Annotated in this window: 13 protein-coding genes; 2 read left to right on the plus strand and 11 right to left on the minus strand. The window is 70.9% G+C overall.

What is annotated here, in order from left to right; all coding sequences use genetic code 11:
- Window positions 1-19: 19 nt before the first annotated feature.
- Together ACQCO7_RS13770 and ACQCO7_RS13775 are read left to right on the plus strand one after the other, a co-directional pair.
- Entirely contained in the window at window positions 20-1318 is a 1299-nt protein-coding gene (locus ACQCO7_RS13770) for an ammonium transporter (protein WP_464072107.1), read from the plus strand.
- On the plus strand, window positions 1315-1653 hold the full coding sequence (locus ACQCO7_RS13775) for a P-II family nitrogen regulator (RefSeq protein WP_010354845.1): 339 nt from the start codon (window positions 1315-1317) through the stop codon (window positions 1651-1653). The genes ACQCO7_RS13770 and ACQCO7_RS13775 overlap by 4 nt, the downstream gene beginning before the upstream one ends.
- A gap of 102 nt (window positions 1654-1755) precedes the next feature.
- Here ACQCO7_RS13775 and ACQCO7_RS13780 read toward each other — a convergent pair whose 3' ends face one another.
- The 11 genes from ACQCO7_RS13780 to ACQCO7_RS13830 form a co-directional block, all read right to left on the minus strand.
- A complete protein-coding gene (locus tag ACQCO7_RS13780) occupies window positions 1756-2739 on the minus strand; it encodes a COG1470 family protein (protein WP_464072108.1) in 984 nt (327 codons plus the stop codon).
- Window positions 2740-2830: 91 nt separating this feature from the next.
- Entirely contained in the window at window positions 2831-4150 is a 1320-nt protein-coding gene (locus ACQCO7_RS13785) for a WxL domain-containing protein (protein WP_464072109.1), read from the minus strand.
- A gap of 166 nt (window positions 4151-4316) precedes the next feature.
- Entirely contained in the window at window positions 4317-4790 is a 474-nt protein-coding gene (locus tag ACQCO7_RS13790) for a hypothetical protein (protein WP_464072110.1), read from the minus strand.
- Between the two features lie 148 nt (window positions 4791-4938).
- On the minus strand, window positions 4939-5292 hold the full coding sequence (locus ACQCO7_RS13795; protein WP_464072111.1) for a cytidine deaminase: 354 nt from the start codon (window positions 5290-5292) through the stop codon (window positions 4939-4941).
- Window positions 5293-5294: 2 nt separating this feature from the next.
- On the minus strand, window positions 5295-6704 hold the full coding sequence (locus tag ACQCO7_RS13800) for an SMI1/KNR4 family protein (protein ID WP_464072112.1): 1410 nt from the start codon (window positions 6702-6704) through the stop codon (window positions 5295-5297).
- Between the two features lie 23 nt (window positions 6705-6727).
- Window positions 6728-7087, minus strand: a complete 360-nt coding sequence (locus tag ACQCO7_RS13805; protein ID WP_409112598.1) for an MmcQ/YjbR family DNA-binding protein — start codon at window positions 7085-7087, stop codon at window positions 6728-6730.
- A complete protein-coding gene (locus ACQCO7_RS13810) occupies window positions 7084-8379 on the minus strand; it encodes a hemolysin family protein (RefSeq protein WP_464072113.1) in 1296 nt (431 codons plus the stop codon). Before ACQCO7_RS13810 ends, ACQCO7_RS13805 begins: the two co-directional genes overlap by 4 nt.
- Window positions 8376-8873: an rRNA maturation RNase YbeY gene (gene ybeY / locus ACQCO7_RS13815; RefSeq protein WP_010354853.1), complete on the minus strand. Its 498-nt coding sequence runs from the start codon at window positions 8871-8873 to the stop codon at window positions 8376-8378. The genes ACQCO7_RS13810 and ybeY overlap by 4 nt, the downstream gene beginning before the upstream one ends.
- A 12-nt stretch (window positions 8874-8885) precedes the next feature.
- Window positions 8886-9944, minus strand: coding sequence for a PhoH family protein (locus ACQCO7_RS13820; RefSeq protein WP_464072114.1), 1059 nt, complete (start codon window positions 9942-9944; stop codon window positions 8886-8888).
- Between the two features lie 174 nt (window positions 9945-10118).
- Window positions 10119-11261, minus strand: coding sequence for a carbohydrate kinase family protein (locus tag ACQCO7_RS13825; protein WP_464072115.1), 1143 nt, complete (start codon window positions 11259-11261; stop codon window positions 10119-10121).
- Between the two features lie 182 nt (window positions 11262-11443).
- On the minus strand, window positions 11444-12733 hold the full coding sequence (locus tag ACQCO7_RS13830) for a glucarate dehydratase family protein (protein WP_464072116.1): 1290 nt from the start codon (window positions 12731-12733) through the stop codon (window positions 11444-11446).
- Between the last annotated feature and the right edge of the window lie 59 nt (window positions 12734-12792).

A 12792-nucleotide genomic window follows, 5' to 3' on the forward strand; every position in this document is an offset into this window, starting at 1 on the left:
ACCCCCGTTGGAGACCCCCGTGCCCCTCGCCGCCGCACAGGTGAACACCGGCGACACCGCCTGGCTGCTCGCCGCGACCGCCCTCGTCCTGCTGATGACCCCGGGCCTGGCCCTGTTCTACGGCGGCATGGTCCGCACGAAGAGCGTCCTCAACATGCTGATGATGAGCTTCGTGTCGATCGCCCTCGTGACGGTCGTCTGGCTCGCCGCCGGCTACTCCCTGGTCTTCGGCGAGGACGCCGGCGGCGGCCTGATCGGCGGCCTCGCGCACGCGGGGATGGCCGGTATCACCCCGGACAGCGTCCAGGGCACCGTACCGACCCTCCTGTTCGCGACCTTCCAGCTGACCTTCGCGATCATCACGGCCGCGCTGATCAGTGGCGCGATCGCGGACCGCGCGAAGTTCGGGGCGTGGCTGGTCTTCGTCCCTGTGTGGACGCTGCTCGTATACGTTCCGGTCGCGCACTGGGTCTGGGGGCCGGGCGGGTGGATCCTGACGCGCCTCGGAGCGCTGGATTTCGCGGGCGGACTGCCGGTGGAAATCACCTCCGGGGCGTCCGGACTGGCCCTCGCGATCGTCGTGGGGCCGCGTCTGGGGTTCAAAAAAGACGCCATGCGTCCCCACAACCTCCCCATGGTCGTCCTCGGCGCCGGTCTCCTCTGGTTCGGCTGGTTCGGCTTCAACGCCGGCTCCGCGCTCGGCGCGAACGGCCTCGCCGCCGCCGCGTTCCTCAACACCCTGGCCGCCGGCTGCACCGGCCTGCTGGGCTGGCTCCTCGTCGAGCAGCGGCGCGACGGCCACCCCACGACGCTGGGCGCGGCGTCCGGCGCGGTCGCCGGGCTCGTCGCTATCACCCCGTCCTGCGGGTCGGTCTCCCTCCTCGGCGCGCTGGTCGTCGGGCTCGCGGCGGGGGTCGTCTGCTCGTACGCCGTGGGCTGGAAGTTCAAGCTCGGTTACGACGACTCGCTGGACGTCGTCGGCGTGCACCTCGTCGGCGGGGTCATCGGCACGCTCCTGATCGGCGTCTTCGCCGCGAGCGAGATGACCGGGGGTACTACGGGTCTCCTGTACGGGGGTGGCCTCACCCAGCTCGGCAAGCAGGCCCTCGCGATCGTGGTCGTAGCCGGGTACGCCTTCGGAGTGACGTACGGCATCGGCAAGCTCATCGACAAGGTCATGGGGTTCCGGGCCGACGAGGACCACGAGCACACGGGCCTGGACCTTACGGTGCACGCCGAGACCGCATACGATCACGGCGTCCTCGGCCACGGTGCGCCCATCTCGCACTCCATCCAGAAGGTGACGCCGCCCGCATGAAGCTCATCACCGCGATCGTCAAGCCGTACCGCCTCGACGCGGTCAAGACGGCGCTGCAAGAACTCGGCATCCACGGTCTGACCGTGACGGAGGCGAGTGGGTACGGACGCCAGCGGGGGCACACGGAGGTGTACAGGGGCGCCGAGTACCAGATCGACCTGGTGCCGAAGGTGCGGATCGAGCTGGTGGTGGAGGACGCGGATGTGGAGCCGGCGATCGAGGCGATCGTCAAAGCCGCGCAGACCGGAAAGATCGGGGACGGAAAGGTGTGGGCGGTACCGGTGGAGACGGTGGTGAGGGTGAGGACGGGCGAACGAGGCCCCGACGCGCTGTAGGTACCAATGCCGGTCGCGGTGTTGTCTTTTAGGGGCGCGGGGCTGTATCGATTTGCGGCTACCGCCGCGTGGGCGCGACCAGCCACGACGGTGCCGCACCCGCTAGACGGCCTTCTGCGGCTCCGCTGTGGCTGGTCGCGCAGTTCCCCGCGCCCCTTGGGGGTGCTGCTGCCGTCGTTTGACCAGCAGCCAGACCCCTGCGCCTACGGCCACCAGCACAACCCCCACCGGCAGCCACGGAACCGCCAGGAACGACGTACTCCCCTCCTCCTCCGTCCCCGTGGCGCGAGCCGTCAGTGTCACCCGCCCTCGATCCAACTGCGGCGCCCCACCCCACCGTTCGCTGAGCCGAACCCGCTGCCCCGGCAACAACTCCGCCGGCACCTTGGTGAGTTCACGACTCAGCAGCGTACGTCCGAACAGCCCCGTCGCCTTCAGCCGCACCCGGGGATCCAGCGTCACGTTCCCCGTGTTGTGCAGCGTGTACGAGACGGTGGCCGTACTGTCCCCGAACCCCGGCACGAGCGGACGGTCCTGAGCGATCCGGACGTCCTCCACGGCGAGGGCCCGCAGTGAAACCCCCGTGACCTGCAAGTACACCCGCGCCCCGACCGCCCGCTGAACCCCGAGCGCGACCCCTCCCCCACCCTTCTCCACCTTCTCGTCGAGCGCGACGATCGCCCCGGGATGATCACCGGGCTCGGCACCGGACGGCACCTCGATCGTGAACGGCACGGTGACGGTCCCCCGCGCCGGCACGCTGACAGAGCTGCCGGGAAGCGTGGCCCAAGCCCCCACCCCCGACATCTTCTCGCCGACCGACTTGACGGCGAACCCCCCGTCACGGGCGGTGTTGTACGCGTCGGCCGCGTAGAGCCGGAACCGCATGGGCTGGTCGGTCTTGTTGGCGACGACGACCTTGTCCCGGACGGTATGACCGGGATCGGCGGAGACGAAGAAGTACGGCCGGGCGGCGACAGCCGTGGACGCCGGATAGACGGACCAACTCCCGTTGTCGGCGGCCCGAGCCGGAGCCGGCAGCAACAGCAGGAGCAGGACCGGGACGAGCCCGAAGAACTTCCGCATGGAGACGAACCCCCCTGGTGCGAAGGGAAGTTGGACGGTCGGGCGGATGCGGACCAGTGGGGTGGACGCCCGGCCGTCTAGGACCCGGCGCTCAGGTCAGCGTCAGGGTGAGGACGCCGGCGTAGCTGCCCGGAGGCGTGAACGCCGGTACGTCGAGGGAGAGTTGCGCGCTCGCGGTGAACTCGCCGCCGGCTCCGGTCCCGTCGGGCGTGGACGCGAGGGTCGCGCCCGCACTGCCGACCGCACCGGCGCTGCCCGCCTGGCACGTGCTGGGCGAGCCCACCTTGGTGGCACAGGCAGGTGTCCAACTCAGCTTGCCCGCCGCGATCTTGGCACCGGGCCCGGTGAAGTCGGTGACCTTCCCGGTCAGGGACCACCCCGCGGGACCCCCGCGGAAGTCCTTGACGGTGACGGTCTGGAGCGCACCGGTGGACGCGTTGCCGCTGCCGAAGTCGACGGCGGAGAGCGCGACCGAGTCACCGGCCTGGGACATGGCGAGCGTCCCGGCCTTGACGGTGGCGGTGAGCTTCTGACTGCCGGGCGGTACGGGCGTGTCGTTGACGACGACGTACGCGGCCGGTCCGGCCCCCTTCGCGTCGGACCAGGCGCTGCCCTCGTAGGCGACGATCCCGGTGGTGGTCAGGTCGTTGACGGTGAGCGAACCGCTGATCGCGCCACTGGAGTTGGCGGTCACGGTCGCCGTGTCCTGGGTCTGGCCGGCCCCGGCGCGCCCGGCCAGCGTGACGCTCGCGCCGGCGGTGAAGTTGCTGCCGCTGACGGTGACTGCCGTGCCCGGCGCGCCCGTTGCCGAACTCAGCGAGATCGTCCGGGTGTTGGCGGGCGGGTTGGCCGTGGCGGTGACCGTCTCCGAGATCGGTGCGGGCGGGTTGGTGACGGTGCAGGGCGTGTCCAGCTCCAGGATGTAGCTGGTGTGGATGTTGTAGTCGCCGGGCGAGAGGGTGATCGCGCCGGGCGCGGTCACGGTGAACGACCCGGACATGGAGAACGACGGGAAGGGCGCCCGGCCGGGCACCGGGTCGTTCTTCTTGGGCCCGGCGACCGTGACGCTGCCGCTCTGGGCACCGCCGAGGGTGATCTTCCCGGTCGGGGTCATGATGTCGGCCGGGAGAGCCAGGTCGGTGGGGTTGCCGGCGGCCGGAGTGACCACCGTGTAGGTGACGTTGACGGTGTCGCCGACCTTGGGCGACGTGTTGTCGACGGCGATCTTCGCGGTGGTGGTGCCGTCGATCGGCGGTATCCCGGCGACCGCCGGGGGGATGCAGTGGGTGGGGAAGTCGACGTTCGTCGCGGCCGACGCGGGGCAGGCGAGCGCGCCGCCCGCGCCGAGCGCGAGCGCGGCCGTCCCGAGCAGTGAGACCAGACGCCGTCTTCGAGTGGGTGTGCGACCCATGGGTGGCCCCCTCCTTCTTGGGGTGCAGGCGCAGCGGCTCTTCTGCGCCGACAGGGGGCATTGACGTGGAGGCGGCCGAAGAAGTCAATGGACTCGGCGGACAAAGCTGACGGTCGGTCAGCTATAGAACTGACAGACCGTCAACTCACTTCGCAGGTGCGAGGGTTCAGCTGTAGACGAACGGTGCGGACTGGTGGCCGGTCGCCGTGCAGGTGACCGTGATGCCGAAGACGACCATCGTGAGGCCGCCGCCGAAGATGTCCAGGCTGTCGCCCGAGGCCACGGTGCCGTTCAGCGGACCGACGGTGATCGGGTCGTTGGTGGCCATCGCCGGGTTCGCGTTACCGGTGAAGACCCGGTTCGGACCCGTCGAATTCGTCATCGTGAGCGTGGAGTTGATGCTGTTCGCACCGATCGGGAGCGGCGCCTTGACCGCCGACGTGGACAGGGTGAGGGTGGCGGCGGTCCCGTTCTGGGTCGCCGTGAGGGTGGCCGAGCCACCGCCGAAGATGCCGCAACTGGCGGTGAACGTCGCCGTCGTGGGGCTCACGGCGACAGCCGTGGGAGCGAGCGCCAGCCCGGTGACCGCGAGGGCCCCGGCCAGCAGTGCCGCACCTGATCCGATTCGCTTGCCTCTCATGGAGTTTCCGGCTCCTTCCGGGGGGAGAGACGGACGGCCGATCGGGGCGGGAGGGTGCGGACTCCGGCCCCGGTGGGGAAATCTGACGGCCCGTCGGAATCAACGGCTCCATTGATGCGTGGGAGACGAGCGAGGGCAAGGCCCCTTTTCAGCCAACGGCAAGAGTCCGCAGCACGGTCCCGTCGGGCCCCGCCACCAACACCGGCGTCCCCACGCCCCCCAGGTCCCGCACGGCGGCGAGATCCTCGTCCGCCACACTCTCCCCGCCGGTCACGACAGCCGCGGCCTCCAGCGACTCGGCGCCGGACGCCACCGCCATCGCCACGGCCGTACGCAGCGCGCTGAGCTTCAGCGACGGCAGCTCCACGGTCGCCGCGACATACGTCCGCCCCGTCTCGTCCCGCACGGCCGCCCCCTCCGGAACACCGTTACGGGCCCGAGCGGAACGGGCCAGGGTGACGATCTTGCGGTCCTCGGGGTCGAGGGAGGTGGTGTCGGTCATGGTCAGAGCATACGAGCGGGGTCGGCGGGGGACGGGCCGAGGTAGCCCTCCAGTACGGTCGGGGTGATCGGCGAGCGCCCGAAGAGCGCCAGGATCTCGTTCGCGAGAGCTACGAGGTCGAGCGGGTGGTGGCGCTCCCGGGTGCCGTTCGGCTCGATGGACGCCGCCAGCAGCCCGCGCGGAACGGCCCCGGCGTCCAGGAGCGAACGCCAGTAGTCCGGGGGTAGGTCGAGGTACTCCAGGCCGGTCAGCCCGCCGATCTCGCAGGGGTCCGCGAGGGTACCCGGGTACGCCGAGAGAGTGCGCAGGCGCGGCAGGCCGACGACCGGGGCGAGGCTGAACGGCTCGCCGTCGCACACGCCGAGGGAGAGCACTTCGAGCGCCGGGTGAGCGGCGGCCTCGACGCTCCGTACGGCGCCGTGGTTGACGCGGGCCACCTCGGGAAGCTCCCCGCGGCGGCTGCGGCGCTCCTCGCGCTCGCCGTCGCGCACCAGGTCGGTGAGGGAGTCGGCGAGCAGCTCGGCGCCGACATGGTCCTCGTGGCCGATGAGGACGACCTGGCCGAGATACCCGGCCGGTCCCGGCGTCAGGTCCAGCGCGATACCGTCACCGCCGCCGCTGCCGCCGAAGACGATCCACCCCGGCGAACCGACCACCCCCCGCACCGCGTCCCCGGGCCGGGTGACGGCCGCGTCCGTCGCGCCGAACTCCCACGGTGCCGGCCGGGTCGACGCGTCCGCGACGTACACGTGGTCCAGCGGGAGCAGCTCGCAGCCGACGGTCTCGTACACCCGGTCCGCCGCGTCGAAGTCGTCGGACCAGTCCTCCCACCTCCCCCGCACCACCCCGTAGAGGGACCTCAGCTCCCCCGGAAGAGTTACGCCGATCCGGGACTCGGTGGCGGCGATCTCCTCCTCGGTGGCGCCGATGGCGTCCGGGAGCCGCTCGCGCAGCAGCCGCGCCAGCTCCACCGGGTCCGCCGTCGGCGCCGGCACCGCGTCCGGCACCGGCTCGGGGAGCCTGCGCCAGGGCTCGGGCACCGCGTCGTCGACGAGGAGCAGCGAACCGCCCTGCGGGCCGCCGAAACCGGGTTCCACGTGCGGGTGCGGACCGTACAGCCGCAGTGTCGCCGCCCCGTCCGCCCCGCACTCCAGCACGAACTCGACCTGGCCGACCCCCGCTTCCGTGAGTGCGCCGATCACCGCGTGGACCGCGTCCCACTCCTCCTGCATGTCCTCCACCTGAGCCGCCTGCCCGGGCGGCGGGGAGGGCCGGTGCACCGGAACACTCCACGAACCGACCCCGACATGACCCCGTACGTACCCGCCCGGCGCGGCGAGTTCCGCCGCGTTGCTCGCCCGTACGAGCCTCAACAGCGGCTCCCACAAGGCAAATTCATACAGCGCGGACAAGAAGTGCTCCCCCCCCTGGAAACCTAGGGCCGGTCCAGCCGCAGCCGCTCCGCCCTCGGCAGACCGGCCACGACAAGGTCGTACGAGTCCTCCACCAGCTCCCGCACCAACCGCTCCGGAAGACCGGCCGTCAGATCGACCGTGTTCCAGTGCCGTTTGTTCATGTGATACCCGGGAGTGATCACCCCTGGGTACTCCCCCCGGAGGCGTACGGCGTCGTCAGGGTCGCACTTGAGGTTGACCTTCAGGGGTACGGCGTCCATCCAGCTCAACGCGAACAGTTTGCCGCGGACCTTGAAGACGGAGATCTCCGGCGAGAACGGGAAGTCCTCGACGGACGCGTTGAACGACAGGCACAGGGAACGGAGTTGGTCCGGGGTCACGCGGGCTCCTTCTCGGGGTCGTCCCCGACGGGCTCCACCAGCACGGTCACGATCTTGTTCCGCCGCCCGGCAGCCGCCTCGGCGGTCAGCCGCAGCGTCCGGTCGTCCGGAAGGCGTACGACCGCCGAGGCACCGGCGATCGGCACCCGCCCCAGCGCCTTCGCGAGGAGCCCGCCGACCGTCTCGACGTCCTCGTCGTCGTACTCCTCCAGTCCGTACAGCTCGCCCAGGTCCGTGATGTCGAGGCGCGCGGTGACCCGGTGCCGGTCGTCACCCAGGTCCTCCACCGGGGGCAGCTCACGGTCGTACTCGTCGGTGATCTCGCCGACGATCTCCTCCAGGATGTCCTCGATGGTGACGATCCCGGCCGTACCCCCGTACTCGTCGATGACGACGGCGACGTGGTTGCGCTCCTGCTGCATCTCGCGCAGCAGGTCACCCGCGTTCTTCGTGTCGGGGACGAACGCGGCGGGCCGCATGGTCGTGGAGACGAGGGCGGACTCGGCGTCGCGGCTGATGTGCGTCCTGCGGACGAGGTCCTTGAGGTAGACGATGCCGACGATGTCGTCCTCGCTCTCCCCGGTGACGGGTATCCGGGAGAACCCGGACCTCAGCGCCAGGGTGAGCGCCTGACGGATCGTCTTGTAGCGCTCGATGACCACGAGGTCGGTCCGGGGGACCATGACCTCCCGTACGAGGGTGTCACCGAGCTCGAAGACGGAGTGCACCATCCGGCGCTCGTCGTCCTCGATCAGCGACTCCTTCTCCGCGAGGTCGACCATCGCGCGCAGCTCCGCCTCGGAGGCGAACGGGCCGCGCCGGAACCCCTTGCCGGGGGTGAGCGCGTTGCCGATGAGGATCAGCAGCGACGGGATCGGGCCCATGATCCGGGCCAGCGGCAGCAGGACGTACGCGGCGGCGGTGGCCGTGTTCAGCGGATGCTGGCGGCCGATCGTGCGCGGGGAGACGCCGACCGCGACGTACGAGACGAGGACCATCACGCCGAGCGCGGTGAGCAGCGCCGCCCACGTCTGGTCGAACTCCTTCAGACAGGCGTACGTCACGAGCGCGGCAGCCGCCATCTCGCAGGCCACCCGGACCAGCAGGGCGACGTTCAGATAGCGGGTCGGGTCGGCCGCGACCTGCGCGAGCCCCGCGCTGCCCCGGCGGCCCGACTTGACGGCCTCCTCCGCGCGGAAGCTGGACACGCGCGCGAGGCCCGCCTCCGCGCAGGCGGCGAGCCAGGCGACGACGACCAGGGCGACGGCACCGCCGATGAGCTGGACGCTCATGAGACGGTCGGCGCGGGAGAGGGGCCGGTGATGCCCTTCTCGGCCCGCCAGCCGTCCACGATCGCCGCCTGGAGGCCGAACATCTCGGCCTTCTCGTCGGGCTCCTCGTGGTCGTAGCCCAGCAGGTGCAGCACCCCGTGGACCGTCAGGAGCTGGAGCTCCTCGTCCATGGAATGCTGCGTCGGCGCTTCCTCACCCTGCTTCTTCGCGACCTCCGGGCACAGCACGATGTCCCCGAGCAGCCCCTGCGGGGGCTCCTCGTCGTCCTTCGCCGGGGGGCGCAGCTCGTCCATCGGGAACGACATCACGTCCGTCGGGCCGGGCAGGTCCATCCACTGGATGTGCAGCTGCTCCATCGCGTCGGCGTCCACGACGATCACCGACAGCTCGGACAGCGGGTGGATCCTCATCCGCGCCAGCGCGTAGCGGGCGATGTCGAGGACCGCCTGCTCGTCGACCTCGGTTCCGGACTCGTTGTTGACGTCGATCGACATGGCGCTGCTCTGCTACTTCCGTTTGGGCCGGCCGCCCTTGTGGCCGCCGTTGTCCGTACCGTTCTCGCTGTCGTACTTCTCGTACGCGTCGACGATACGGCCCACCAGCTTGTGCCGGACGACATCCTGCGACGACAACCGCGCGAAGTGCACGTCGTCGACCCCCTCCAGAATGTCCTGCACCTGCCGCAGCCCACTCTTGGTCCCGCTCGGCAGGTCGACCTGCGTCACGTCACCCGTGATGACGATCTTCGAGTCGAACCCGAGCCGCGTCAGGAACATCTTCATCTGCTCGGCGGAGGTGTTCTGGGCCTCGTCGAGGATGATGAAGGCGTCATTAAGAGTCCTTCCCCGCATATATGCCAGCGGCGCCACCTCGATCGTCCCCGCCGCCATCAGGCGCGGGATCGAGTCGGGGTCCAGCATGTCGTGGAGGGCGTCGTAGAGGGGGCGCAGGTAGGGGTCGATCTTTTCGTACAGGGTGCCCGGGAGGAAGCCCAGGCGTTCGCCCGCCTCGACCGCGGGGCGGGTCAGGATGATGCGGTTGACCTGCTTGGACTGGAGGGCCTGGACGGCTTTCGCCATGGCCAGGTACGTCTTGCCGGTGCCGGCGGGGCCGATGCCGAAGACGATCGTGTGCTTGTCGATCGCGTCGACGTAGCGCTTCTGGTTGAGGGTCTTGGGGCGGATCGTGCGGCCCCGCGAGGACAGGATGTTCTGTGTGAGCACCTCGGCCGGGGTCTCCTGGCCGTCGCTCGTCCCGTTCTCGCTCGCCCGCAGCATGGCGATCGAGCGTTCCACCGCGTCCTCCGTCATCGGCTGCCCGGTGCGGAGCACCAGCATCATCTCGTCGAACAGGCGCTGGATCAGGGCGACTTCCCGTACGTCCCCGACCGCGCTGATCTCATTGCCCCGGACATGGATGTCGGCCGCCGGGAAGGCCGTCTCTATCACGCGCAGTAGGGAGTCGCCTGATCCCAGCAACGACACCATGGGGTGCTGGGCGGGAACGGTGAACTGTGCTCTCGCCTGCCCCTGCGCGGGGGCCTTGGCCGTGGGTGTCTGCGTCATAGTCCGGCCCGTAGGGCCTCTACGTCCTCCCGAACAGGTCTCGCCTGCCACAAGGGCGGCCTGGCGATTTCAAGAGTACGCCTTGCCACTGACAACGCCGTAGGGGTTTTCGCACGGCCGTACGGGGTGGGGCGGGGGCCGGGTACGTCGCTCCCGGCGCCCCCGCGCGCGGGCTCACGCCGAGCGTCTGAAGCCGATCGTCGGGACGGCCCTGCGCAGGGGCCACGGCCTCGCCTCGCCGTCGGACAGGAGGTCCGCGAGGAACGCGTACCGGCGCAGCGCCTCGGGGTCCTGCGTGTCCACGGAGCGGACCTTGCGCCACCAGGCGGCGATCTCGGACCAGCTCGGGGCGGAGAGGGAGCCGCCGAACTCCTGGACGGAGAGGGCCGCGGTGAGGCCCGCGAAGGCGAGGCGGTCGGCGAGGGGCCAGCCGGCGAGGGTGCCGGTGACGAAGCCGGCCACGAAGACGTCCCCCGCGCCGGTGGGGTCGAGCGCCTCGACGGCGATCGCGGGGACCTCGGCGGTCTCGCCGGTGCGCCGGTCGACCGCGTACGCGCCCTGCGCCCCCAGCGTGACGACCGCGAGCGGTACGTGTTCGGTGAGCGCGTGCGCGGCCTCGCGGGGGCAGTCCGTGCGCGTGTACCGCATCGCCTCCTCCGCGTTGGGCAGGAACGCCTCGCAGTGCTCCAGGTCGGCGAGCCCGGCGAGGTCCCACGCGCCGGTGTCGTCCCAGCCGACGTCGCCGAAGATCCTCGTCCCCTTCGACGCGGCCTGCGCGATCCACGGCTCGCGCCTGCCCGGCGTGAGCGAGGCGACCGCCGCGCGCGCGGGCGGGGGGCAGGCGGGGGCGGGCTCCTCGGGGGGCGCCTCGTGGCCGTGGGAGACCATCGTGCGCTCGCCCTCGTACGCCATCGACACGGTGACCGGGGAGTGCCAGCCGGGGACCGTGCGCGAGGGCGTCAGGTCGATGCCCTCGCCCTGTTCCAGCGCGTCCCAGCAGTACTCGCCGTAGTGGTCGTCGCCGAAGGCCGCCGCGAGGGACGTACGCAGGTTGAGGCGGGCCAGCGCGGTCGCCATGTTGGCCACGCCGCCGGGGCTGGAGCCCATGCCGCGCGCCCAGGACTCGGTCCCGCGCACGGGTGCGGAGTCGAGGCCCGTGAAGATGATGTCCAGGAACACGGTCCCGGTCAGGTACACGTCGCACGCCGGATCGCCGGGCGCGCGCACCCCGGCCAGCGGATCCATCGGACACTGCCGGTCCGGGCGGATCCTGCTCCTCGGTACGGTCTCTCCTGCCGACGCGTCGGACGGGGTCACGGTGCGCTCCCTGCGAGTGGTGCCGATCCGGCAAACCTGCGTCCCGTGAACGCCCCCACGGCGGTGCGTCCTCGCGAGTGTGCCGATCCGGCCAGTGTGCACCACCCCACTGACAACAGGCCTCCCAACAGGCCCGCACCACCCCGCCTACGCGCGCGTGCCCCTCGAAAACGCCCTCCGTCTCACCACCGGGGCACCGCGGGCGTCTCCCACCCCGGCTCGGCCACCCGCATCGCCGCCGCGTCGTCGCGGTCCCGCAGCGTGCCGTCGTCGTCCAGCCACCGCTGGTGCAGGAAGGCGAGCCGGTCCCGGTCGAGTTCGACGCCCAGCCCGGGTCCGTCGGAGACGGAGACCTTTCCCCCCTCGAACGCGAGGCGTTCCGTGAGGACGTCCTCGGACTGCCACGGGTAGTGGGAGTCGCAGGCGTGGTGGAGGTCGGGGACGGTCGACGCGACGTGGGTCATCGCGGCGAGCGAGATGCCGAGGTGGGTGTTGGAGTGCATGGAGATGCCGACGCCGAACGTGCGGCAGACCGCGGCGAGTCGCTGGGTGTTGCGCAGCCCGCCCCAGTAGTGGTGGTCGGAGAGGACGACCTGGACGGCGCCCCGGGTGAACGCTTCGGGGATCTCGACGAACGTCGTGACGCACATGTTGGTCGCGAGCGGCACCCCGGTCCGCGCGGCGACCTCGGCCATCGCGTCGGTGCCGAGCGCGGGGTCCTCCAGGTACTCCAGGACGTCGCCGAGTTCCTTGGCGACGGTCAGGGACGTCTCGACGGACCACGCCCCGTTGGGGTCGAGCCGCAGCGGATGCCCGGGGAACGCCTCGGCGAGCGCGCGGACCGCGGCGATCTCCTCCTCCGGCGCGAACACCCCGCCCTTGAGCTTGAACGACGTGAACCCGTACCGCTCGGTGAACTTCCGCGCCTGCGCGACGACCCCGGCGGGATCGAGGGCGGCCCCCCAGTCGTCCCGCTCGGCCGCGACGCCGGCGGGGTGCTCGGCCCACTTGTAGAACAGGTACGCGCTGTACTCGACGGCATCGCGCACCTTCCCGCCGAGCAGCGCGTGCACGGGCAGCCCGAGGGCCTTGCCGAGCGCGTCGAGGCAGGCGACCTCGAACCCGGAGACGACGGACAGCCGCAGCTTGTCGGCGGTCTGTACGCCTCGCAGCCCGCCGACGTCGACCTGGTCGACGACTCGCGCGCGGTCGACGTCCACCCCGTTCATGACCGTGAACAGCCCGTTGTGATCGGCGACGGACCTGCCGACGAGCCGCTCCGCGAACGGCCGCGCCAGCTCCAGGTACTTGGTGTCCCCGTAGGTCTCCCCGAGCCCGGTGACCCCGTCCGCGGTGACGACTTCGACGATCAGCCGAGGGGTGTACGGCTGGTGCACCCCCTGCGTGTTCAGCAGCGGCGGGTCCGCGACCAGGATCGGCGTGAGGCGTACGTCGGCGATCGTGAGGTCCACCTGGTCATCTCCCTCTCAGCTTATCCATGTACGGAAACAGAGGTTATATACGTGAACCA

The organism is Streptomyces saintjeani, assembly GCF_055409605.1.